Origin of the sequence: Shinella sp. SUS2, assembly GCF_001262505.1 — a bacterium.
Taxonomy (GTDB): Bacteria; Pseudomonadota; Alphaproteobacteria; order Rhizobiales; family Rhizobiaceae; genus Shinella.
Genome location: NZ_KQ410725.1, coordinates 187,865 through 209,275 on the forward strand (window position 1 = coordinate 187,865; position 21,411 = coordinate 209,275).

A 21,411-nucleotide genomic window follows, 5' to 3' on the forward strand; every position below is an offset into this window, starting at 1 on the left:
TTGAGGCAACCCGTCGCGAGGGAGTGGCGGGCCAAGGTAAAAAATGTATAACCGGTCCAAGGGCGTAGAGGTGGCAGGCTGGGGATGGACAAGACGAAGAGCGAGGGCCCGGCCGGAGCGCTTCCACAACCGGGCGAGCGGCCGACGCTGAAGACGATCGCCTTCATGACGGGCCTCGGCATCACCACGGTTTCGCGGGCGCTGAAGGACGCGCCCGATATCGGTGCGGAGACGAAGGAGCGCGTGCGCCTCGTCGCGCGCCAGATCGGCTACCAGCCAAACCGCGCCGGCGTGCGTCTGAGAACCGGCAAGACGAATGTCATCAGCCTGATCCTCAGCCTGGAGGAAGAGATCATGGGCCTGACAAGCCCCATGGTCATCGGCATTTCGGAAGTCCTCGCGACGACCCAGTACCATCTCGTGGTGACACCCTACAGGGCGCAGGGCAATGCGCTGGATCCGGTGCGCTACGTGCTAGAAACGGGCGCGGCCGACGGTGTGATCATCTCGCGCACCGAACCGAAGGACCCGCGCGTCGCACTGATGATGGAGCGTAACTTTCCCTTCGCCACGCACGGGCGCACGGAAATGGATCTCACCCATCCCTACCACGATTTCGACAACGAGCGTTTTGCCTACGAGGCGGTCCGCAAGCTCGTCGAGCGCGGCCGCAAACGGCTCATCCTGCTGCAGCCGCCACCCTACCTCACCTTCTACCTGCATATGCGGGCAGGGTTCGAAAAGGGCATTCGCGATTTCGGCGCGATGGCGCTGCCCTTCAATCAGGTGAACCTCGACAACAATCTCGTCGATATCCGCAGGGCCGCGGAAGCGCTGTTCAGCGCACCGGACGGGCCCGACGGCATCGTCTCGGGCAGCGGCGGCGGCGCGGTGGCACTGATCGCCGCGCTGGAGGCCAACGGCCGCAAACTCGGCGAGGACATCGACATGGTGTCGAAGGAGCCGCACATGTTCCTGCAATGGCTGCGGCCCGAGGTCGTGACCATGCGCGAGGACATCCGCCTTGCCGGCCGCGAGCTTGCCAAGGCCGTCATCGGCCGCATCGAGGGAGCGGCGCCGGAAGACCTGCAGACCCTCAGCTATCCGATCCCGACGGACGACACCTGACACACGCCCCCTGCCCCGGCTGGCCGGAGCCCCGCTGTGGTCATTTCTGGCCGTTGCGGATCGCTCGTTTTTACGGCACCGCAGAGCGGTCGCGTGAATCATCACGGCAGGCGGGCAAGGAGCGATGATGGCCGACGAGAAACAACGACTGAACTATGTGCTGTTCCTCATCGCGGGCGCCGGCCTTGTCAACATCGCAAGGGCGATGACGCTCTCGTTCCTCGCCATCAAGCTGCAGCAGACCTTCGGCCTCGGACCGGCGATGATCGGCATGTTGCTGGGCATCGGTCCGCTCGTCGGCGCGGTCGCCGCCCCCTTTGCGGGTTCGCTGTCGGACAAGGTGGGCCGCAAGGCCGTGCTGACGCTTACGCTGCTGTCCATGGCCCTGGCCATGGTCGGCATGGGGATCGCCGAGACGGTGCTCGCCTTCTGCATCGCCCAGGTCGTCGCGGCCGTCGCGGTTGCGATCAACGAACCGGTTTCCCGCGCGCTGATGAGCGACGTGTGCCCCGAACCGCTGCGTCTCAAATATTTCTCCTGGCGCTACATGGCGATCAACTTCGGCTTTGCCGTCGGCCCGCTGATCGGCATTGCGGCGGGCGCCGCGTCCATGACGCTCTTCATCATCGCCGGCGCCGTCTATGCGATGTTCGCGCTTGCCCTCTACCTGCTGGCCGTGCCGCTGCACCGCAGCGCGGTGGAGCAGGCTTCCGCACCGAGACTGTCGGTGCTTCAGAGCATCAAGACCGCGGCCCGCGATCCGCGCCTTGCCTTCTTCGTCGGCGGTGGCACTCTGCTGATCGCCGTATACGGCCAATGGTCGGCCACGCTCGCCCCCTATCTTTCCGGCAGCATACCCGGTGGCGTGGAGATCTTTGCCTACATCGTCTCCATCAACGGCGCGGTCGTCCTGATCGGAAACCCGTTCGCCCGCCGCTTCATCGAACGCGCCGGCGCACTCAATGCCCTCATCGTCGGCTGCCTGCTGTTCCTTGCCGGCGAGCTCGGCTTCCTCTTCTCCGCCGGCCTCTGGGGTCTTGCCATCTCGATGGTCGTTTTCACCATCGGCGAAATCCTGGTCGTCCCGTCGGAATACATGCTGGTCGACGGCATCTCGAACGACCGCAACAGGGGCAGCTATTTCGGCGCCCACTCGTTCTCGACCCTCGGCAATTTCGTCGGCCCGACCTTCGGCGGCCTCATGCTCGGCGCCTTCGGCGGCCCCGGCATGTTCCTTCTTTTCGCGGGCTTCTCGGTGGCCAGTGCCATCCTGTTTGCGATCGGCGCGAGAATGCCCCCGCCCAAGGCCTCGGCGAAACCTGCACTCGCAGCCCTGTCGGACGGCGCCATCGGCCCGCATCTTCGCGGCGTCTATGCCTGACACAGCCGCAAGACACCCGCAAACGAAAAGGCCCGGTCTTGCGACCGGGCCTTTTCTCATCGTGTCGCCGGATCTCAGGCGTTGAGGCCGGAACCCCACGGACCGTGATGGCTGTCGGCACCGTCGACGCGGTCGAAGCCATGGGCGCCGAAGAAGTCGCGCTGGGCCTGGATGACGTTGGCCGTGCCGCGCGCGCGGCGGTAGCTGTCGAAATAACCGAGCGCAGAGGCGAGCGCAGGGACCGGCAGGCCGTGCAGCGCGGCAGTGGAGACGACGCGGCGCAGCGCCCCGTCGGTTTCCTTGACCATGGCCGCAAAGGCCGGTGTGACGATGAGGTTCGCCGCATCCGGCGCCTTGGTAAAGGCGCTGGTGATCTCGTCGAGGAACTGCGAACGGATGATGCAGCCGGCACGCCAGATCTTGGCGATGGTCGGCATCGGCAGGTTCCAGCCATATTCCTTCGAGGCGGCGGACATCACGGCAAAGCCCTGCGCATAGGCACCGATCTTGCCAGCCAGCAACGCGCTTTCGAGGTCCTTGATGAAGGCGGCCTTGTCGGCCACGGCGAGTGCCGGCACGTCCGGCAGGCCGAGGATCCTTTCAGCGGCTTCGCGCTCCGTCTTGAACGAGGAGATCGAGCGGGCGGCGACGGCGGCCTCGATGCCGGTGGCCGGCACGCCCATGTTCTGCGCCTCGATGGCGGACCATTTTCCCGTACCCTTCTGGCCGGCCTTGTCGAGGATCATGTCGACCATCGGTCCACCGCCGATCGGGTCCTTGGCGGCAAGAACCGTCTCGGTGATCTCGATCAGATAGGATTCGAGGCGGCCCTTGTTCCATTCGCCGAAGACGGCGCTGATTTCCGACGCGCTCATCTTCAGGCCGTCGCGCAGGATGCCGTAGATCTCGGCGATCATCTGCATGTCGGCATACTCGATGCCGTTGTGGATGGTCTTGACGAAGTGACCGGCGCCGTTCTCGCCGAGCCAGGCGACGCAGGGCTCGTCCTTGTACGTGGCGGCGATCGAGGTCAGCACCTTCTCGACGCGCTTCCACGACTCTTCCGTGCCGCCGACCATGATGGAGGGGCCGTGACGCGCGCCTTCTTCGCCACCGGAAACGCCCATGCCGATGAAGGTAAGGCCGCTGTCCTTCAGCGCATCGAAGCGGCGCATCGTGTCGCGGAAGTTCGCGTTGCCGGCATCGATCATGATGTCGTTCTGTTCGAGATAGGGACGCAGCAGATCCATCTGCTGGTCAACCGCGGCACCGGCCTGGATCATGATGATGATCGGCCGTGGCGGGCGGATGGCGGCAACGAATTCCTCGATCGTCTCGCAAGGGACGATCTGCCCCTTGAGGTCGCCAGCTTCCTCGTAGAACTCCTTCGTGCGCGCCACCGTGCGATTGAAGACTGCGATCTTGTTGCCTTTTTCAGCAATATTGAGCGCAAGGTTGGACCCCATCACGCCGAGACCGATGAGACCGATTTCCGCCTGTGCCACGTTCATACCTCCGTAGGATGGCGCGGCGTGGGATACTTCCAGACCCATGCCGGAAACGCCGCGCAGAAAGAGAGTGAGGAGCTCTGCTCCAGCGGTGGTGTTTTGGCATTCAAATCGATTTACGACAAGGGATTGTTTGCCTTTGGCGGGATTTTCACCGCCATCTGCATGGCGATTCAGATCCCATAATTCACCCGCCTGCAGCGGCGCCGTCAGCGCTTCGGCTTGTCGTCGCCATCGTCGAGAACGCGCCAGGCGGCGCCCTCGACATCGTCATACTGCCCGCTCTTCAACGACCAGAGGAAGGCGGCAAGCCCGAGCCCGCCGAGAAAGAGCGCGATGGGAATGAGAAAGACCAGCGTGTTCATGCCGCGCGCACCAGCGGATTGACCGGGCGGGCCTCGTCCGCCGCCCGCATGGCGAAGGCCGGCATCTGGCCGCGCAGGCGCAGCGAGTTCACCACGACGATGATCGACGAGGTGGACATGGCGATGGCGGCGATCAGCGGCGTGGCGTGGCCGAGAATTGCGATCGGCACGGCGACGACATTGTAGCCGATGGCGAGCGCGAAATTCTGCCGGATAAGACGGCCGGCACGGCTGGCGGTCGCATGGGCGAAGGGCACGGCCTCGAGGCTCTCGTGCAGGAAGACGAAATCCGCCGCCTGCCGGCCGACATCGGCCGCCGTGGCCGGAGCGATGGAGACGTGGGCGGCGGCGAGCGCCGGCGCATCGTTGATGCCGTCGCCGACCATCAGCACACGGTGGCCGGCCGCCGCCCGCTCGGTGACCGCTTCCGTCTTTTCCCGGGGCGACAGCGCAGCGCGCCAGCGCGCGATGCCGAGAAGGCCTGCGATGCGGGCAACGGCCGGCGCCCGGTCACCCGAGAGGATCGCCATATCGATCTGCGCCCGCTTCAGCGTGGCGATGGCATCCCCAGCCCCAGCCCTCAGGGTGTCCTCGAAACGGAAGGTTTCCAGCACCTTGCCATTGCGCGAGAGCACGACTTCCGAAAGCCCGTGTTCCTCGTCGCCGGCTGCGGCACTGCCGCTGGCGAAGGCGCGGTTGCCGAGGCGATAGAGGCCCTGGGGCGTCTCCGCCTCCAGGCCGCCGCCAGCAACTTCCGTCACGCTTTCAAAGAGCGGCATCGGCCCTGCCCAGGCGCTCGCCAGCGCCATCGACAGCGGATGGCGCGAATGGGCGGCGAGCGCCGACGCCAGCGCGAGATGGGTGCGATCGGCCTTTTCGCGGTCGACGAGGCGCGGCTTGCCGAGCGTCAGCGTACCGGTCTTGTCGAAGACGGCGGTGTCGATCTCGGCAAGGCGTTCCATGGCCGACCCATCCTTGACCATCACGCCGCCGGCAAACAGGCGTCCTGCCGCAACGACCTGCACCACCGGCACCGCGAGGCCGAGCGCGCAGGGGCAGGTAATGATCAGCACGGCGATGGCGACGAGCATGGCATGCTTCCAGTCGCCATCGTAAAAACCCCAGCCGAGAAAAGAGACGAGCGCCAGCAGGTGCACGGCCGGCGAATAGATCTGCGCGGCGCGGTCGGCGATGCGGCGATAGCGCGCCCGGCCCCCTTCCGCGGCCTCCATCAGGCCGATGACCTCCGACAGGAACGAATTGCGCGCCGTGGCGACAGCCTCGACGGTCAGCGAGCCGGTGAGGTTCATCGCACCCGCTTCCAGCCGCGTGCCCGGCGAGGCGGCCAGGGGATCGCTTTCGCCGTTGACGATTGAGCGGTCGATGTCGCTTGCGCCAGAAAGCACGCGGCAATCGACCGGGATACGCTCGCCGGCGGCGATGGAAAGGTGCTCGCCGACGGCGATCTCCTCGACAGGCCGGTAGTCGCGGCCGCCATCCGGCCGGATGACCATTGCCCCGCGCGGCGAAAGGCGGGCAAGGCCGGTTATGGCCGAGCGGGCGCGGTCGCGCATGACGTGGTCCAGCGTACGGCCGATCAGAAGGAAGAAGAGCAGGCTCACCGTCGCGTCGAACCAGGCATGCTCGGCGCTGTGCAGCGTCTCCCAGAGCGAAACGGCGTAGGAGAGCGTGATGGCGAGCGCGATCGGCACATCCATGTTGGTGCGGCCGTGACGCACCGCATTCCAGGCCGACTGGTAGAAGAAGCGGCCGGCATAGATCAGCGTCGGGCCGGCGATCAGCGCGGAGATCCAGTGGAAGAGGTCGCGAGTTGCGGCCTCCGCGCCCGACCAGACGGAGACCGAGAGCAGCATGATGTTCATCGCGGCGAAGCCGGATACGGCAACGGCGCGGATCAACTGGTTGCGCAGGCGGTCGTCGCCTTCCGCCGCGAGCGAGAAGAGATGCGTGTCATAACCCGTGGCGCGAATGGCGCTGGCGATCTCCTGCGGATCGGTGCGCCGGCCTTCGACTTCCTCCTTCCAGACCACCGAAACGCGGCGGGTGGAGAGGTTGACGCGCGCCCGTTCCACGACGGGCAGCGCGTTCAGCGCGCCCTCGACCGTGGTGATGCAGGCGCCGCAATAGACGCCCGGCACGCTGAGGTCGTTCTGGCGCAGGCCTTCACCGACGGAGCGGCTCGCCAGCATCAGTTCTTCCGAGGAAGGCAGCGCCGCACGCTGTGCATCGAGGGCGCCCTCCGTACCGGGTGCGCAGCAGCTCATTTCGCCCCTCCCGCAACAACGGTGCGCACGGTCTGGTGGAAGACCTTCTCGCCATCGCGCCTCGTGCTGATATCGACGACCCACTGGCCGGCCGGCACCGGGCGGTCCGCCGAGAACAGCCCGTCGCCCACCGGCTGAAGAGCGACCGTGAAATCCTTGCGCTCGTCGACGGGCCGCTTGAACACCGCCGAGACGTCGTCAGCGACAACGGGAGCGCCGTTCGCATCGGTGACACGGTAGACGATGCGATCATCCTTCACGGTGAGGTCACCCTCGATGCCGCTGGCCGCAAGCGCGCGCGCTTCCGCCACCTTGCCGTTGAACTGCTGGCTGGCGACATAGGTGTTGGGCACCACGAGGCCGCTCCAGCTGTTCGAGGCATTCCACGCCATGATCAGGTTGACGGTGATGATCGTGCCGAAGAACAGCCCCATGACACCCGCCATATGCCAGCCGGTGAAGACAAACCCCTGTTCCTTGCGTTCCATGGCCATCACTTTGCTCCCGGCGTGTTGAAATTGGCGGAATAGACGTCGCGCTCGTGGCCCTGCCGGTCTTCCGCGATAATCTGGAAGCCTTCGGCGGCTTCTGCAAGCCGATCCTGCGGCAGGGTGACGAAAACACGCAGCGCCGTCACCTTGTCCGGATCGGCCGGTACATCGACGCTGCGGCCGTCGGCGCTCTCATGGCCGGCGATCTTCATCGTTGCGCCCGGCATGCCCTCGATCGACACGGTGATGACGCGCGGCTCGGGGATCATGTTGAGCAGCTTCACCGCATAGCCGTTGCGGATCGAACCGTCCGATTCGACGACGAACTGCGGATTGCGGTCGTGGATGACGTTGAGGTCCAGCCGGTCGCGCGAAAGGAGCGCGAAGAGCAGCGCAAAGCCGGCCAGCGACCAGACGCCGAAATAAAGCAGCGTGCGCGGGCGGAAAATGATGCGCCAGTCGAAATGCCGGATCTTGCCGTCGAAGGCGCCGTCGGCACCGCGCACGCGCTTCGGATCGACCGGCTCCGTGCCGCCGGCCGTGGCGAGCGCCATGTTGGCCGAATAGTCCGACAGCGTCGCATAGGCGATGAGGCCGCGCTCCTTGCCGATCTTGTCCATCACATTGTCGCAGGCATCGATGCACAGCGCGCAGGTGATGCATTCGAGCTGCTGGCCGTCGCGGATGTCGATGCCCATGGGACAGACGACGACGCAGGCGTTGCAATCGACGCAATCGCCGACGCTCTCGCCGGCGGCGATCGCCTTCTTGGCATGGCGGGTGCGCGGCTCGCCGCGCCAGTCGTTGTAGGTGACGACCAGCGAACTCTCATCGAGCATCGCCGCCTGGATGCGCGGCCAGGGGCACATATAGGTGCAGACCTGCTCGCGCATCAGCCCACCGAAAATGTAGGTGGTCGCGGTCAGGATGGCGACGGTGATGTAGGCGACGGGCGGCGCTTTCAGCATCGCGAAATCGACGAGCAGCGTCGGCGCATCGGCGAAATAGAAGATCCAGGCGCCACCGGTCGCAACCGCGATCACCAGCCAGACGGCGTGCTTGCTGACACGCTTCCAGATCTTGTCGAGCGTCCACGGCCCGGTGTCGAGCTTTATCCGCGCATTGCGGTCACCTTCGATCGCCCGCTCCACGACAAGGAAGAGATCGACCCAGACGGTCTGCGGACAGGCATAACCGCACCAGGCGCGCCCTACCGCCGAGGTGACGAGAAACAGCCCGAAGCCCGCCATGACGAGCAGACCGGCGACGAAGAAGAATTCCTGCGGCCAGATCTCGATGAAAAAGAAATAGAAACGACGGCCGGCCAGGTCGATGAGCACCGCCTGGTCCGGCGCGTGCGGCCCACGATCCCAGCGAATCCAGGGTGTCAGGTAATAGATGCCGAGCGTGATCAGCATCACCAGCCACTTGAACTGCCGGAAGCGGCCTTCCGCACGCTTCGGGAAGATCTTCTTGCGCTTTTCGTAAAGCGGCTTTCGAACCTTCGCCGAATTGACGGGTTCCGCCTCATGGCGCTCGATGGAATTGTAGATCGTCGTGGTATTCTGTTGCATGTCTGTCGGCCGCACCTGTCGTTGTGCCGGCACAATGACGCCAACGACGGTCTCCATCGTTGATCTACGTCAAGTTTTGGACATAGCAGGGCGTGGCGGGTTGCCGCACAGAGGACGGACAATGACGGGCACCATCCTGGCCAAGCGCTACGGCGACTACCGCGAATACGCACCTGCGGACGCGCTCTCGGCCGTCATTCGCTGCGCCTGGATGCATCGTGCGCCTGAAAACCCGCCGGCCGCACGCATTGCTGTCGTGCCGGATGGCTGCGTCGACCTGTTGTGGACGGAACAGGGTTTTCGCGTTGCCGGGCCTGATCGTACCGCCGCCTTTCCAAAACTCCGGCCGGGCGAGGCGATCCTCGGGTTGCGCCTGCGACCCGGCATCGCCCGCCACCTCTTGCGCTGCGACCTCGACGCGCTGACCGGCAAGGTCGTGCCCCTTGCCGACATCGGCCTGCACGGGCTGGTCACCCAGCACGAGCGCCTGCTTGCAACTTCTGGCCCCCGGCAGAGACTGCGGCTGCTCCAGGCGATTTTCGCCACCGGCATGGGAGAAATTCCCGACCTGCGGCCCGATGCAGCGGCCCTGTATGCACTGAGCGCTCGTCGGCCTCCGGAGGTCATCGCCGCCGAAATCGGCGTGACGACGCGCACGCTCCGGCGCATCAGCGTCGCCGAGTTCGGCTACGGGCCGAAGGCGTTGGCCCGTATCCTCAGATTGCAGAGCCTGCTCGACCGGGTCGCCGGGCCGGGCACCTCCCTCGCCGGCCTTGCCGCCGACACGGGCTTTGCCGACCAGGCGCACATGAACCGGGACGTGCTGGCATTGACCAGCCTGACGCCCGGCGAGATCCAGAGGCAGATGCGCGTCTGACATGTCCGTTTTGTTCAAGACTTCGGCAAGGGACCGCGTATCGTGGCGCCGAATGGAGAAACCGATGACCACCCTGCCCGCTCGTGTCATCCACCGCACCATCCGGTGTGACTGGCGTGCGGTGCACGCCTTTGCCGCCCGGCCGGAAAACATGCCGCTCTGGGCCTCGGGCCTTGCCGCCGGGCTGACGCGCGACGGCGAAGACTGGATCGCCGACGGCGGGCCGATCGGCGATGTGCGGGTGCGCTTCGCCCCGCCGAACGATTTCGGCATCGTCGACCATCGGGTGACGCTGCCGGACGGGCGGGTGGTGGACAATGCGCTGCGCGTCGCGCCCAACGGCGATGGCGCGGAGGTGATGTTCCTGTTGCTGCGGCAACCGGATATGGACGACGCAGCCTTCGAGCGGGACGCGGCCCATGTGGCGCGTGATCTCGAAACGCTGGCGAGACTGATGGAAGAAAAGGACGGACAGGAATGAGCACCAGAGGCGCAGATCGCAAGATCGACTACGTCGAGTTCAACGTCGCGGATATCGCGGCAAGCAAGGCCTTCTACGGCGCGGCCTTCGGCTGGACCTTTACCGACTACGGCCCGCAGTACTGCGAGTTCCAGGACGGCCGCCTCACCGGCGGCTTCACGACGCTTGCCCCGGTCAGCGCCAAGGGCGGCCCGCTCGTCATCCTCTTTGCCGATGCGCTGGAAGAGGTGTTGGCACGGGTGACGGCGGCGGGCGGAGCGATCGTCAAGCCGATCTTCGACTTTCCCGGCGGCCGGCGCTTCCAGTTCACCGACCCCGACGGCTACGAGCTCGCGGTCTGGTCCGACCAGTGATTTGCCTGCCGTAACGTCAATGTGAACGGCCGGATGCCTTTTACCGAAGGAATTCAGGTTTTCTCAATAAGACGCTCCTAGTCAGGGCCCGCGATCAATACGGACGCGGGCTTTTTCCATGTACAAAATCCTCGGCAAGGCATTGGCGGTCGGCATTCTCTCGACGCTGGCATCCCTTGCCATCAGCTTCGCCTTCGTGCCGCTCATGGGCGGCCAGGTCGCGGGCGCCGGCCTCGTCATGACCATCGTCTGTCCGATCGCCATCTCCATTCCCGTCTCGATCCTGCATTTTTACCAGGCGGACCGGCTGCGCGCCGCCAATGCCGCCCTCGCCAGTGCAAAGGACCAGCTTGCCGAGGCCTATGCCCGCCTGAAACACCAGGCGCAGCGCGACGCGCTGACGGGCGTGCTCAACCGCGCGACCTTTCTGGCCGAACTTGAAACCCGCAGCCGCAATGGCCACTCCGGCGGCCTGCTCTTCCTCGACCTCGACCACTTCAAGTCCGTCAACGACCGCTTCGGCCACGCCGCGGGCGACGAGGCGCTGCGCCTCGTCGGGGCGCTTTTGGGCAAGCTTGCGGAGAAGGACGACCTCATCGGCCGGCTGGGCGGCGAGGAGTTCGCTGTCTTCCTCGACGCCGCCTCGCCCGACCACATGCTGGGCCATTCCCAGACGATCCGCGAGGCGGTGGAGGCAATCGACCTCCGCGCGCCGTCAGGTATGCGCATCGCGCTCGGCATCAGCATCGGCGTCTTCCACTGCGCGCCGCGTTTTGATCCGGTCGAGGCGCTCGCCGCCTCCGATCGCAACCTCTACCGGGCAAAATCGATGGGCCGGAACACGGTCGTCGCCTGAAGGCTGTTCCGCCGGGCAAGCTCCTGACCAAAAAAAGGCCGCGGAAACCGCGGCCTTCGTCGTTTGGTGATCCTGGCGCCTACTCGCCCCCGCCCAGCGAGTGTACGAAGACGGCAAGCTGCTTGATGGACGGATCGCCGAGACGGGGAAGCCAGGCGGGCATGACACCATGTTTCGGCGCACGCACCTGCTGGGCGATGGCGGCCTCGCCCTCGCCCTTCAGCCAGATGGCGTCGGCAAGGTCGGGGGCGCCCATTTCACGGTTGCCCTTGGCGTCCTCACCGTGGCAGGCCGCGCAGTTGTCGGCGAAGATCTGCTTGCCGGGTTCCACGAGGCCGGCATCCGACGGCGTGCCCGTCAGGCTGACCACATAGGCCGCGACCTGCTTGATCTCCTCCGGCTGGAGGATTTCGCCATAGGCCGGCATATCCGAGATGCGGGTCTCGTCGTCGCCCGGATGGCGGATGCCATGGGCGATCGTCTGGTAGATGTCGTCCACCGTGCCGCCCCAGACCCAGTCGTCGTCGTTGAGGTTGGGGAAACCCGCGGCACCGGCCGCGCCCGAACCATGGCACTGGGCGCAATTGACCTTGAAGGCCGAGGCGCCGCCGGCAATCGCAAACTGCGAGAGCTGCGGATCGGCCATGATCTCCTGCAGCGACGATTTCGCGATGCGGTCGACCATGCCGGCCTGCGCCTGTTTTGCCTCGGAAAGTTCGATGGCAACATTGGCGCGGCTCGACCAGCCGAGCATGCCGGTCGTGGCATCGGAGATCAGCGGCCAGGCCGGAAAGGCGATCGTATAGCCGATCGCCCAGACGATCGTCGCGTAGAACGACCAGACCCACCAGCGTGGCATCGGGTTGTTCAATTCACGGATGCCGTCCCATTCGTGGCCGGTGGTTTCGACGCCCGAGATTTCGTCAATATGCTTCTCGGCCATGATCAGTCCTCCTTGAGAGGGATTTCAGCGGCCCGTTCGGCGGCCTTGCGGGCGCCGGGGCGAAGGGTGAAGGCGACGACGGCGAGGAAGAACAGCGTCATGGCGAGCAGTCCCCAGCTGTCGGCGAAGTGCCGCATGGCGGTGTAGGTTTCCATGGGCTTCCTCCTCAGCGGTAGCCGCTGGCATCGTCATAGGTGGAGAAGTCCACCAGCGTGCCGAGCATCTGCAGATAGGCGACGAGCGCATCCATTTCGGTAAGCTTGGCCGGGTCGCCATCGAAATCGCCGAGCTTGGCCTTCGGATAGCGGGCCTCGATGCCCGACGTGTCGGCATTCGGGTCGGCCTGCGCCTTGATGTCGGCGGCAGCGTTGGCGATCATCTCGTCGCTGTACGGCACGCCCACGGCGCGGTTGGCCTCAAGATGCATCGAGACGTTCCTCACCTCCAGCGGCGTTTCCTTGAGGAAGGAATAGCTCGGCATGACCGATTCCGGCACGACCGAGCGCGGCTCGATCAGGTGCTGGACGTGCCATTCGTTCGAATAGCGGTCGCCGACGCGGGCAAGGTCCGGACCGGTACGCTTGGAACCCCACTGGAACGGATGGTCGTACATCGATTCCGCCGCCAGCGAATAATGCCCGTAGCGCTCCACCTCGTCGCGGAACGGACGGATCATCTGGCTGTGGCAGGTGTAACAGCCCTCGCGGACATAGATGTCCCGGCCGGCGAGCTCCAGCGGCGAATAAGGCCGCATGCCCTCCACCTTCTCGATGGTGTTTTCCAGGTAGAACAGCGGGGCGATCTCGACGATGCCGCCGATGGTGACCACGAAGAGCGAGCCGACGAGGAGAAGCGTCGCGTTGCGCTCGAGGATCGCGTGTTTGTCAAGAATGGACATCGGGTCCCTCCTATTCGGCCGGCTGCAGCTTCGGCGCGGCACCCGGGATCGGGGCCTCGTCGCGCTGGTAACCGAGGATTGTCATGGTCACGTTGTAGGCCATGATGAGTGCGCCCAGCAGGAACAGCCCGCCGCCGGCGGCACGCAGCACGTAGTAGGGGAACATGGCGGCGATCGTTTCGGCGAACGAGTAGACCAGGAAGCCCTGCTCGTCGTATTCGCGCCACATCAGGCCCTGCTGGATGCCGGCGACCCACATGACAGCGGCGTAGACGACGATGCCGAGGGTTGCGAGCCAGAAGTGCCAGTTGACCATGCGGATCGAGTAGAGCCGCTCGCGCTTCCACAGCTTCGGAACGAGGAAGTAGATCGCGCCGAAGGTGATGAGGCCGTTCCAGCCGAGCGCGCCCGAATGCACGTGGCCGATGGTCCAGTCCGTGTAGTGGCTGAGCGAGTTGACCGACTTGATCGACATCATCGGGCCTTCGAAGGTCGCCATGCCGTAGAAGGCGACGGCCATGACCATCATGCGCACGATCGGATCGGTGCGGATCTTGTCCCAGGCGCCCGAGAGCGTCATCAGGCCGTTGATCATGCCGCCCCAGGAGGGCATCCAGAGCATGATCGAGAAGACCATGCCGAGCGTCTGCGCCCAGTCCGGCAGCGCCGTATAGTGCAGGTGGTGCGGGCCGGCCCAGATATACATGAAGATCAGGGCCCAGAAGTGGATGATCGACAGGCGGTAGGAATAGACCGGACGGTTCACCTGCTTCGGGATGAAGTAGTACATCATGCCGAGGAAGCCGGCCGTCAGGAAGAAGCCCACGGCGTTGTGGCCGTACCACCACTGCGTCAGCGCATCCTGCACGCCGGAGAAGGCCGAGTAGCTCTTCACGCCGAGGAACGAGACCGGGACAGCCAGGTTGTTGACGATGTGCAGCATGGCGATCGTCACGATGAACGACAGGAAGAACCAGTTCGCCACATAGATATGCGGCTCCTTGCGCGTCATGATCGTGCCGAGGAAGGCGATCAGATAGGCGACCCAGACGATGGTGAGCCAGATATCGACATACCATTCCGGCTCGGCATATTCCCGGCTCTGCGTGATGCCGAGCAGGTAGCCGGTGGCGGCCATGACGATGAAGAGCTGGTACCCCCAGAACACGAACCAGCCGAGATTGCCGCCGAAGAGGCGGGCACGCGACGTGCGCTGCACCACGTAGAAGGAGGTCGCAATCAGCGCATTGCCACCAAAAGCGAAGACCACCGCGGATGTGTGCAGCGGGCGCGTGCGGCCGAAATTCAGCCAGGGCTCGATGTTGAGGTCGGGGAAGGCCAGCTGCAGCGCCACGACGACGCCGACCAGGAAGCCGACGACGCCCCAGAACACCGTCGCGATGACGCCGTACTTGACGACCTCGTCGAAGTAGCCCTCGTCGTCCTGCGAGGACTTGACCGCGACAGCCGGCGCGAAAGAGATGCGCCGGATCATGAAGAGCGTGCTGGCGAGCAGCACGAAGAAGAGAACCCACATGTGGGCCTCGAAGAACCTGTCCTGAGCAAAGGCTGCGCCGAGCAGCGCGATGAACGCCCCCACGGCCAGGACGATCGTTTCCGTTACATATTTCATCGTTGGCATCCCCCAACTCGTCAATTTCCCGCAAACACCGGTTCCCTCGCGGAATCGGCCCTTGCGCTCGACTGAGCCTTCGCAGATGCGGCCGGAAGCATCCTTGACATGGATCAAGGCGAAGCGCGGTTGCCAGCGGCATCAAGGGACAGGTTGACGCAGCCGCGCGTCGAAACGCTCGCGGCACTCTCGAACCGAGGGAACACGACATGACAGACTATACAGGGATCGCCCGGCTGCTTTCGGATACCCCGACGGACGCCGTTTCACTGGACTGGCTGAAAAAGGCCCATAGCGCGCAACTGACACTCTGCGAAGCGCTGGAGGATATCGCCGACAGCCTGCCGGCAAACGTCAACCGGCAGAAGTGCATGTATGCGGCCAAATCGCTGATGCCGCTGGTGAACGGCATCCACCGCTACGAGGAAGAGGCGGTGTTTCCGCTCCTGGAGCGTAAGGCCTCCGGCGACCGGGAGCTGATCGATTCCATTGCCCGGCTGAAGTTCGAGCATGTCGAGGACGAGTGCTTTGCGGAAGAGCTGACCGATACGCTGAACCGGCTCGGCAGCGGCGATGACACCGTGAACGCGGAAACCGCGGGCTACATGCTCCGCGGCTTCTTCGAATCGATCCGGCGCCACATCGCCTTCGAGCAGCAGTTCATGCTGCGGGGCACCGGCCTTTCCTCCTGACCGCTCAGGCGGCGAGCGGCCCCTGCTGCGCCGTTTCCTGCAGAACCAGGATGGCGCCGAGCACATTACCCGCCGCCGACAGGCACGGCGTCATGCGGCAACGCGTGATCGCCTGCCCCCGGCGCGCGGAAACATAGTCGTATTCCACCACGTCCCCGGCAAAGCAGTGATCGAGATTGCGTTTCACACGGCTCTCGAAACGCTGCACGCCGATGAACTCCACGATATGCCGGCCGACGAGATCGATGGGCTTTTCGCTGAAGCACTCGGCATTGAGCGGATTGGAGTAGAGATAACGATAGTCCGTCGTGATGACGGCGACGCGGTCCGGAAAGCTGTCGAGAATCGCCTCGTTGAGCAGTCCATCCTCCACCACGCGCGGCGTGGAAACGGGACGCCCAGCTTCGAGCATCTCCACCCGGAACGGCGCGACACCCTCTTCCGTCCCGAAATACCGGTCCAGCAGCAGCTTGAAATGATGCGCCTGCCGGAGCACGCAGGCCTTGTCATCCGCCTCTTCCCGAAGGAGATCCACCACGAACTGGAATTGGGAGCGAAACTCGGAGGCGTCGCTCGCCTCCTTCTGCAACACGGCCGCCAGGGCCGGTTCGATTTCCCTGTCCAGCATGGAAACGAGCCGTTCGTTTCCGGTCTTCACCGCATGCTGGAGTTGTGAATACTTAAACCAGAACAACTCTACAAGAGCTTTCAATGCATGCTCCCCGAATTGCTGAAAATTACAGCAATTGCATCACTACACTATTTGAAATGTTCAGAAATGAGATACAGCTTTGATCGTTCCCCTCCAAATATGCTGCCCAAAGCGCTTACATTAGCAAAATGGTAACAGCGAACGAGAGGATGTCAAACCCCAAATTCGACGAAAGTCGAATATTTCGCGAAACTGAACGTGTTCAAAATCGCGATTGAAAGAAACAATAGTAAGCAGTCAAGTAATAAGGCCGCGCTTGATATTCCAGCGGTCATGATACCAGAGCCACTGGCCGGGATATTCCCGCACCCACTGCTCGACCTTGTCGTTCAGCATCTGTGCGGTCGCATCCACATCGACGGAGCCGTTTTCCCTGCGGGGAATGTGCATCGCCGGTTCCAGTTCCAGCCGGTAGCGGTTGCCCGGCAGGCGGATGCAACGCGCGGGATAGACCTCGCAGTTGAACTGGCGCACGAGCTTGGCCAGCAGCGGGTTGGTCTGCACCTTCTGACCGAAGAATTCCGTGTGCAGGCCCTTGTTGAACTTCTGGTCGACCAGCACGCCAACCGGACCGCCCGCTTCCAGCTTGCGGGCAAGCGTGAAGGACGAGCCGGCATGGGACGGCACGAGATCGCCCATACGGGCGCGGCGGAATTCAAAAACCTTGTCGGCAACGTAAGGATTGTTCGGCGGGCGGAAGAGCACCGTCACGTCGAGGCCGAAGGAGGCACCGGCGACCGGCAGCAGCTCGAAATTGCCGGTATGGGCGGTGAAGACGATGAAGGGCCGCGGATTGTCGCGCAGGTCCACGAAAAGCGGAATGCCCGAGACCTCGATGCGGCCGGCCGTTTGACGCGCGGGATCGAAATCGAAGAGACGGTCGAGGAAAACATATTCGGCCGCAAGCCGACCCATGTTTCCCCAGGCGTCGAGCGCGATCTCAGCGATCTCGGCCTCGGGCTTCTCCGGAAAGGCATTGCGCAAATTGGTGAGCGTCAGCGTGTGGCGCTTCGTCTTCGGCCCGATCCAGCGCGCCACGCGATCGGCGAAATTGATCGCACCGTCTGCCGGCAGCAGCTTCAGGAGGCTGAGCAGGCCGAAGACGAGCTGCGCCACCGACCATTGCTTGAACTTCCTGAGCGCCAGGACGAGGCGTGTGACGATCATCCGCACGGTATCAATCCAGCTTCAGGACGATCTTGCCGAAGATCTGGCGCGATTCCATGCGCTCCAGGGCCGTCGCGATACCGTCGAAGGTGACTTCCGTATCGATGACCGGATGGACGAGGCCGCGCGCCATCTTCTGCATGGCGTTCGCCATGTTCTCCATGCGGCAGCCGAAGGAGCCGAGCAGCTTCAATTGCTGCTGGAAGAGCATCATCAGGTTCAGGTCGGTCGAGACGCCTGAAGTGGAGCCGCAGGTGACGAGCCGCCCGCCGCGCTTCATGCAGAGCATGGAGCCGGCCCAGGTATCCTTGCCGACATGTTCGAAGACGACATCGACGCCCTTCTTCTTCGTCAGCTTGCGCACGACGCCCTCGAAACGGTCCTCGCGGTAATTGATGACATGATCCGCGCCGAGCGCCTTCGCCTTCTCGATCTTGTCGTTCGAACCGACGGTCGTGATGACGGTGCAGCCGATCTTCTTGGCAAGCTGGATCGCCGCCGTGCCGATGCCGGAGCCGCCGGCATGCACGAGGATCGTCTCGCCGGGCTCAAGCTTGGCATTGTCGAACAGCATGTGCTCGACGGTGCCGAAGGTGACGGGGGCGAGTGCCGCCGCAACCGCATCGACACCGGGCGGGGCCGGCACGAGCAGGCGGGCGGGAAGGTTCACCTTCTCCTGTGCGAAGCCGTCCAGATGGAAGCCGTGTACGCCGCCGACATGTTCGCAGAGATTGTCGCGGCCTTCGCGGCAGGGCTTGCAGAGGCCGCAGGTGCGCGCGCCATAGATCGAGACGAGCTGGCCGGGCAGCACGTTGGAGACGCCCGGGCCGAGCGTTTCGACGACGCCGGCCGCTTCCGCGCCGATGACCAGCGGCATCTTGCGCTTGGCAAAGGCCATGCCGCGCCAGCCCCAGACGTCGATATGGTTGAGGGCAACGGCCTTGACGCGCAGCGTCACCTCGCCGGGGCCGGGAGCGTCCGGTTCCGGGATATCGGTGAGTTCAAGCTTGCGGTCGTCGAGAAGCTGGAGAGCGCGCATATCAAGATTCCTATCAGGCGGGTTCGGCCGTCATGACGAGGCTGGCGTTCTGGCCGCCGAAGCCGAAGGAGTTGGAGAGGACCGCGGAAACGCGCGCATCGCGCTTCACGTTCGGCACGACGTCGAGCACGATCGCCGGGTCGGGGTTCGTGTAGTTGATGGTCGGCGGCAGGGTCCCGGTCAGCATGGTCTGGATCGAGAACACCGCCTCGACCGCGCCGGCCGCCGTCAGCGTATGGCCGATCATCGACTTGTTGGAGGAGACCGGGATGTTCGCCAGCTTGTCGCCAAAGACCGTCGACATGGAGAGATATTCCATCTTGTCGTTTTCCGGCGTCGAGGTGCCGTGGGCATTGATATAGCCGATGCCGCTCTCGTCGATGCCGGCGTCTTCCAGCGCAGCACGGATCGTCGCGATGGCGGGGCCGCCATCCGGCGAGGAACGGGTGCGGTGGAAATGGTCCGCCTTCTCGCCGCACCCCTTGAGGATGCCGAGCACCTTCGCGCCGCGGGCAATGGCCGATTCCAGCGATTCCAGCACGAGCGTCGCCGCGCCCTCGGCGATGACGAAACCATCGCGGTCCTTGCTGAAGGGCTTTGAGGCCCTGGTCGGCGGGTCGTTCTGTGTGGAAAGCGCGGAGAGAAGCGCAAAGCGGATCAGCGCCTCGGCGGTCACCGAGCCGTCGGTGCCAACGGTCAGTGCCCGGTCGGTACGACCCTGGCGGATCGCCTCGACGCCGAGCTGGATGGCAGTGGCGCCGGAGGCACAGGCGGTAGACAACGTGACGGGCAGCCCGCGCGTACCGAAACGATCCGCGAGCCGCTCGGAGATCGAGCCAAAGGCCCAGGCCTCATGCAGGGCAGGTTCGGCCTTCTCGCGCAAGGCCGAAAGGAAGCGGTCATAGGCATCGCCCGGACGCTCGGACGGCGGAGCGCGGTCGGCGAGCGCAAAACGGTCGCGCCAGTCCGGTTCGATCGGGGGAGCGGCGAGGAAGAGCGGACCGCCGAATTCGCCGGAAAGGCCGGCCTGTGCCAGTGCCTCGTCCGTCGTCTCGCGGGCATAGGCGTAGGAGCGCTCGACCGGATTTTCGACGGGCAGGTCGATGAAATCCACCGTGCCGGAAATGCGGGTGTTGAGCCCGTCCACCGGGAAGCGCGTGATGCCATGGATGCCGGACACCCCACCGACGAGCGCCGTCCAGTTGTCCTTGAGGCCCTGCCCCAGCGAGGTGATGACGCCCATGCCGGTGACGGCGACGATCGGGCGGCCGAGATGATCCCTGTAAGCGGCATTCGTCATGGCCGGCTCCTACTTCTCTGCGACAAGGATTGCGACGCCTTCGCCGCGGGCATGGCCGACCGTGGTGACGACGGCGCTTTTTGCCGCTTCGGTCATCACGGTCTCGGCCTTCGTATCGAACGGCGCGACCTTGACACCCGCGCCGAGCGTCAGGGCGGCAATGGCAAGGCCGAGCGGAAACTGCGCTTCCAGCGCCTGGCCGGTGACCGCGCTGAAGCCGCGCACCGGGCTGCCGGCAAAACGCGTGTCGAGCCAGGCCTTTTCACGCGCCGTCGGGCCGTGCTGGCCGGAAGCGCCGGAGAAGACCAAGGTCTCGGCACCGGCCGAAGCCCCGTCGGCCAAGCGCTCGAGGCGGGCTTCCAGCCGGCCCTCGTCCCGCGAGCCGCGATCGCCGCCGATGGCGTCGATGGTCGCATAGATGCGCGCACCGCGCGCCTCGGCGTGGGCACGCGATTCCAGAACGAGGAAGGCCGCGGCCGTGCCGGTGATGATGCCACCGCCAGCCGCTTCATCGCGCGACCAGAGCGGCGTCCAGCCGCCCGTCGCATGCGCCTGCATGGCCTCGTAGAGCATGATGACATCCTGCCGCTCGGCCACCAGCGCACTGCCGACGAGCGTATGCGTCGACTGGCCGGAGCGGATGCGGTGGAAAGCGGTCTCGATGGCGGAAATGCCAGCCGCCTCCTCGCCCATGAAGGTGCGGGAGGAACCGGTGACCTTGTGCACGATGGAGATATTGCCGGCGAGCAGGTTGGACAGCTGGGCAAGGAAGAGTGTCGGGCGCAGTTCGGTCGTCAGCTTCTCGTTGAGCAGATGCTCGCGGTCATTGCGCTTGAGGCCTTCGTCGACGATCAGCGAATCCACCGCGATGTCGCGCTCGCCGCCGCCGGCCGCAACGATCATATCCATCGTGCCGCAGGCATCCGCATCGTCCTTGAAACCGGCATCGTCGAGCGCGAGGCCGGCGGTGAAGACGCCGAGGCGCTGCCAGTTCTCCATCTGGCGCTGGTCGCCGCGCTTGGGGATCTGCTGGTTCCAGTCGATCTCGGGCATCGGATGCACCGGATAGGGCGCAAAACGCTCTGTCTCGATCTTCAGCGCCGGCGCGCTCGCGCCACCAAGGATTTCCACATGCGCCGCGGCGCCGACACCCTGGCAGGTGACGATGCCGACGCCCGTGATGACCACATCGTTGTTCGCCATGCTCATTTCCCTTCCGCAGACGCTTCGAGCGCCTCGAACAAACCCACCTCGACGGCGCGCTTGCGCACGATATCGGCGAGCGGCACCTCGGCAAACGGCATGGTGCGCAGCTTCAATTGCGCATCGCAGACTTTCTTGCCCGAGGACGTGATCTTCGCCTTGGTCACGGCATAACCCGACCCGTCATGCTCCAGTACCGCCTCGATGTCGAGCACGGCATCCGGCTCGACGAAGGTGCGCATCTTCGCGCCGTCGACGGTCATCAGGAAGGGCATGGCGGCAAAATCCGTCGCAGCCAGCACGAGGAAGCCGGAGGCCTGCGCCATCGTCTCGATGAGCAGCACGCCCGGAACGAGCGGCATGCCGGGAAAATGGCCTTCAAAAACGGGGCTCTTCGCCGGCACGACCGAGCGGGCCTTCAACACGCGGCGCGCGCCGTCAACGGCCTCCACGCGATCGATCATCTGGAAATATTCGAGCAGCATCGGGATACCTCCGGCAGGTTCCGGAAATCGAAAGGCCTGC

General features: G+C 64.7%; 23 protein-coding genes. 8 read left to right on the plus strand and 15 right to left on the minus strand.

Translation table 11 applies throughout. The features are described from left to right. Positions 1-84: 84 nt before the first annotated feature. Together AKG11_RS06025 and AKG11_RS06030 are read left to right on the plus strand one after the other, a co-directional pair. On the plus strand, positions 85-1,128 hold the full coding sequence (locus AKG11_RS06025; RefSeq protein ID WP_050743264.1) for a LacI family transcriptional regulator: 1,044 nt from the start codon (positions 85-87) through the stop codon (positions 1,126-1,128). Between the two features lie 127 nt (positions 1,129-1,255). Next, the gene (locus AKG11_RS06030; RefSeq protein ID WP_050743381.1) at positions 1,256-2,509 is read left to right on the plus strand and encodes an MFS transporter; all 1,254 of its coding nucleotides are present in this window, start codon (positions 1,256-1,258) and stop codon (positions 2,507-2,509) included. Positions 2,510-2,583: 74 nt separating this feature from the next. On the opposite strand, the gene gndA is transcribed toward AKG11_RS06030, so the two are convergent. Then, positions 2,584-4,014, minus strand: coding sequence for an NADP-dependent phosphogluconate dehydrogenase (gene gndA, locus AKG11_RS06035; RefSeq protein ID WP_050743382.1), 1,431 nt, complete (start codon positions 4,012-4,014; stop codon positions 2,584-2,586). 27 nt (positions 4,015-4,041) lie between these two features. Between gndA and AKG11_RS34440 the strand changes: the two genes are divergently transcribed. Continuing rightward, the gene (locus AKG11_RS34440; RefSeq protein WP_156334072.1) at positions 4,042-4,203 is read left to right on the plus strand and encodes a hypothetical protein; all 162 of its coding nucleotides are present in this window, start codon (positions 4,042-4,044) and stop codon (positions 4,201-4,203) included. Between the two features lie 23 nt (positions 4,204-4,226). Here AKG11_RS34440 and ccoS read toward each other — a convergent pair whose 3' ends face one another. The 4 genes from ccoS to ccoG are packed head-to-tail and all read right to left on the minus strand — an operon-like array spanning position 4,227 to position 8,732. Continuing rightward, the gene (ccoS, locus tag AKG11_RS06040) at positions 4,227-4,382 is read right to left on the minus strand and encodes a cbb3-type cytochrome oxidase assembly protein CcoS (protein ID WP_023513303.1); all 156 of its coding nucleotides are present in this window, start codon (positions 4,380-4,382) and stop codon (positions 4,227-4,229) included. After that, on the minus strand, positions 4,379-6,667 hold the full coding sequence (locus AKG11_RS06045; RefSeq protein WP_050743265.1) for a heavy metal translocating P-type ATPase: 2,289 nt from the start codon (positions 6,665-6,667) through the stop codon (positions 4,379-4,381). The genes ccoS and AKG11_RS06045 overlap by 4 nt, the downstream gene beginning before the upstream one ends. Beyond that, positions 6,664-7,161 carry a FixH family protein gene (locus AKG11_RS06050; RefSeq protein ID WP_050743266.1) on the minus strand — a complete coding sequence of 166 codons (498 nt, stop codon included), beginning with the start codon at positions 7,159-7,161 and terminating at the stop codon, positions 6,664-6,666. Before AKG11_RS06050 ends, AKG11_RS06045 begins: the two co-directional genes overlap by 4 nt. After that, positions 7,161-8,732 carry a cytochrome c oxidase accessory protein CcoG gene (gene ccoG / locus AKG11_RS06055; RefSeq protein ID WP_050743383.1) on the minus strand — a complete coding sequence of 524 codons (1,572 nt, stop codon included), beginning with the start codon at positions 8,730-8,732 and terminating at the stop codon, positions 7,161-7,163. The genes AKG11_RS06050 and ccoG overlap by 1 nt, the downstream gene beginning before the upstream one ends. Positions 8,733-8,853: 121 nt before the next feature. On the opposite strand from ccoG, the gene AKG11_RS06060 reads away from it, so the two are divergent. The 4 genes from AKG11_RS06060 (at position 8,854) to AKG11_RS06075 (ending at position 11,299) form a co-directional block, all read left to right on the plus strand. Continuing rightward, positions 8,854-9,609 carry a helix-turn-helix domain-containing protein gene (locus tag AKG11_RS06060; RefSeq protein WP_050743267.1) on the plus strand — a complete coding sequence of 252 codons (756 nt, stop codon included), beginning with the start codon at positions 8,854-8,856 and terminating at the stop codon, positions 9,607-9,609. A gap of 64 nt (positions 9,610-9,673) precedes the next feature. Then, positions 9,674-10,090 (plus strand): hypothetical protein, encoded by a 417-nt coding sequence (locus AKG11_RS06065; protein ID WP_050743268.1) that lies wholly within the window; start codon positions 9,674-9,676, stop codon positions 10,088-10,090. Beyond that, a complete protein-coding gene (locus AKG11_RS06070) occupies positions 10,087-10,443 on the plus strand; it encodes a VOC family protein (protein ID WP_050743269.1) in 357 nt (118 codons plus the stop codon). The genes AKG11_RS06065 and AKG11_RS06070 overlap by 4 nt, the downstream gene beginning before the upstream one ends. Before the next feature lie 118 nt (positions 10,444-10,561). Next, a complete protein-coding gene (locus tag AKG11_RS06075; protein WP_050743270.1) occupies positions 10,562-11,299 on the plus strand; it encodes a GGDEF domain-containing protein in 738 nt (245 codons plus the stop codon). 79 nt (positions 11,300-11,378) lie between these two features. Here AKG11_RS06075 and ccoP read toward each other — a convergent pair whose 3' ends face one another. From ccoP to ccoN, 4 genes are read right to left on the minus strand one after another with little or no spacing between them, the layout of a single operon-like run. Next, positions 11,379-12,242 (minus strand): cytochrome-c oxidase, cbb3-type subunit III, encoded by an 864-nt coding sequence (gene ccoP, locus AKG11_RS06080; protein ID WP_050743271.1) that lies wholly within the window; start codon positions 12,240-12,242, stop codon positions 11,379-11,381. Positions 12,243-12,244: 2 nt separating this feature from the next. After that, complete coding sequence (locus AKG11_RS06085; RefSeq protein ID WP_023513312.1) at positions 12,245-12,397, minus strand: CcoQ/FixQ family Cbb3-type cytochrome c oxidase assembly chaperone; 153 nt, start codon at positions 12,395-12,397, stop codon at positions 12,245-12,247. Between the two features lie 11 nt (positions 12,398-12,408). Next, on the minus strand, positions 12,409-13,140 hold the full coding sequence (ccoO, locus tag AKG11_RS06090; protein ID WP_050743272.1) for a cytochrome-c oxidase, cbb3-type subunit II: 732 nt from the start codon (positions 13,138-13,140) through the stop codon (positions 12,409-12,411). 10 nt (positions 13,141-13,150) lie between these two features. Further along, entirely contained in the window at positions 13,151-14,773 is a 1,623-nt protein-coding gene (gene ccoN, locus AKG11_RS06095; RefSeq protein WP_024270886.1) for a cytochrome-c oxidase, cbb3-type subunit I, read from the minus strand. A 209-nt stretch (positions 14,774-14,982) separates the two neighbouring features. Between ccoN and AKG11_RS06100 the strand changes: the two genes are divergently transcribed. Next, positions 14,983-15,465 (plus strand): hemerythrin domain-containing protein, encoded by a 483-nt coding sequence (locus AKG11_RS06100; RefSeq protein WP_050743273.1) that lies wholly within the window; start codon positions 14,983-14,985, stop codon positions 15,463-15,465. 4 nt (positions 15,466-15,469) lie between these two features. On the opposite strand, the gene AKG11_RS06105 is transcribed toward AKG11_RS06100, so the two are convergent. The 6 genes from AKG11_RS06105 to AKG11_RS06130 all read right to left on the minus strand — a co-directional run bounded on the left by AKG11_RS06105 (position 15,470) and on the right by AKG11_RS06130 (position 21,371). Further along, positions 15,470-16,177: a PAS domain-containing protein gene (locus AKG11_RS06105; protein ID WP_050743274.1), complete on the minus strand. Its 708-nt coding sequence runs from the start codon at positions 16,175-16,177 to the stop codon at positions 15,470-15,472. A gap of 237 nt (positions 16,178-16,414) precedes the next feature. Beyond that, the gene (locus AKG11_RS06110) at positions 16,415-17,344 is read right to left on the minus strand and encodes a lipid A biosynthesis lauroyl acyltransferase (RefSeq protein WP_024270884.1); all 930 of its coding nucleotides are present in this window, start codon (positions 17,342-17,344) and stop codon (positions 16,415-16,417) included. Positions 17,345-17,354: 10 nt separating this feature from the next. Next, positions 17,355-18,383, minus strand: a complete 1,029-nt coding sequence (locus AKG11_RS06115) for a zinc-binding dehydrogenase (RefSeq protein ID WP_023515659.1) — start codon at positions 18,381-18,383, stop codon at positions 17,355-17,357. 13 nt (positions 18,384-18,396) lie between these two features. Continuing rightward, on the minus strand, positions 18,397-19,683 hold the full coding sequence (locus AKG11_RS06120; protein WP_023515660.1) for a beta-ketoacyl-ACP synthase: 1,287 nt from the start codon (positions 19,681-19,683) through the stop codon (positions 18,397-18,399). Positions 19,684-19,692: 9 nt separating this feature from the next. After that, positions 19,693-20,892 (minus strand): beta-ketoacyl-ACP synthase, encoded by a 1,200-nt coding sequence (locus AKG11_RS06125; RefSeq protein ID WP_023515661.1) that lies wholly within the window; start codon positions 20,890-20,892, stop codon positions 19,693-19,695. Further along, positions 20,889-21,371 (minus strand): 3-hydroxyacyl-ACP dehydratase FabZ family protein, encoded by a 483-nt coding sequence (locus tag AKG11_RS06130; protein WP_050743275.1) that lies wholly within the window; start codon positions 21,369-21,371, stop codon positions 20,889-20,891. Before AKG11_RS06130 ends, AKG11_RS06125 begins: the two co-directional genes overlap by 4 nt. Positions 21,372-21,411: the final 40 nt, after the last annotated feature.

Bases quoted from the DNA above. Each gene is read 5' to 3' on its own strand.
- AKG11_RS06025 (WP_050743264.1), top strand. From the start codon at position 85: ATGGACAAGACGAAGAGCGAGGGCCCGGCCGGAGCGCTTCCACAACCG.
- AKG11_RS06030 (WP_050743381.1), top strand. From the start codon at position 1,256: ATGGCCGACGAGAAACAACGACTGAACTATGTGCTGTTCCTCATCGCG.
- ccoS (WP_023513303.1), bottom strand. From the start codon at position 4,382: ATGAACACGCTGGTCTTTCTCATTCCCATCGCGCTCTTTCTCGGCGGG.
- AKG11_RS06045 (WP_050743265.1), bottom strand. From the start codon at position 6,667: ATGAGCTGCTGCGCACCCGGTACGGAGGGCGCCCTCGATGCACAGCGT.
- AKG11_RS06050 (WP_050743266.1), bottom strand. From the start codon at position 7,161: ATGGCCATGGAACGCAAGGAACAGGGGTTTGTCTTCACCGGCTGGCAT.
- ccoG (WP_050743383.1), bottom strand. From the start codon at position 8,732: ATGCAACAGAATACCACGACGATCTACAATTCCATCGAGCGCCATGAG.
- AKG11_RS06060 (WP_050743267.1), top strand. From the start codon at position 8,854: ATGACGGGCACCATCCTGGCCAAGCGCTACGGCGACTACCGCGAATAC.
- AKG11_RS06065 (WP_050743268.1), top strand. From the start codon at position 9,674: ATGACCACCCTGCCCGCTCGTGTCATCCACCGCACCATCCGGTGTGAC.
- AKG11_RS06070 (WP_050743269.1), top strand. From the start codon at position 10,087: ATGAGCACCAGAGGCGCAGATCGCAAGATCGACTACGTCGAGTTCAAC.
- AKG11_RS06075 (WP_050743270.1), top strand. From the start codon at position 10,562: ATGTACAAAATCCTCGGCAAGGCATTGGCGGTCGGCATTCTCTCGACG.
- ccoP (WP_050743271.1), bottom strand. From the start codon at position 12,242: ATGGCCGAGAAGCATATTGACGAAATCTCGGGCGTCGAAACCACCGGC.
- AKG11_RS06085 (WP_023513312.1), bottom strand. From the start codon at position 12,397: ATGGAAACCTACACCGCCATGCGGCACTTCGCCGACAGCTGGGGACTG.
- ccoO (WP_050743272.1), bottom strand. From the start codon at position 13,140: ATGTCCATTCTTGACAAACACGCGATCCTCGAGCGCAACGCGACGCTT.
- ccoN (WP_024270886.1), bottom strand. From the start codon at position 14,773: ATGAAATATGTAACGGAAACGATCGTCCTGGCCGTGGGGGCGTTCATC.
- AKG11_RS06100 (WP_050743273.1), top strand. From the start codon at position 14,983: ATGACAGACTATACAGGGATCGCCCGGCTGCTTTCGGATACCCCGACG.
- AKG11_RS06110 (WP_024270884.1), bottom strand. From the start codon at position 17,344: ATGATCGTCACACGCCTCGTCCTGGCGCTCAGGAAGTTCAAGCAATGG.
- AKG11_RS06115 (WP_023515659.1), bottom strand. From the start codon at position 18,383: ATGCGCGCTCTCCAGCTTCTCGACGACCGCAAGCTTGAACTCACCGAT.
- AKG11_RS06120 (WP_023515660.1), bottom strand. From the start codon at position 19,683: ATGACGAATGCCGCTTACAGGGATCATCTCGGCCGCCCGATCGTCGCC.
- AKG11_RS06125 (WP_023515661.1), bottom strand. From the start codon at position 20,892: ATGAGCATGGCGAACAACGATGTGGTCATCACGGGCGTCGGCATCGTC.
- AKG11_RS06130 (WP_050743275.1), bottom strand. From the start codon at position 21,371: ATGCTGCTCGAATATTTCCAGATGATCGATCGCGTGGAGGCCGTTGAC.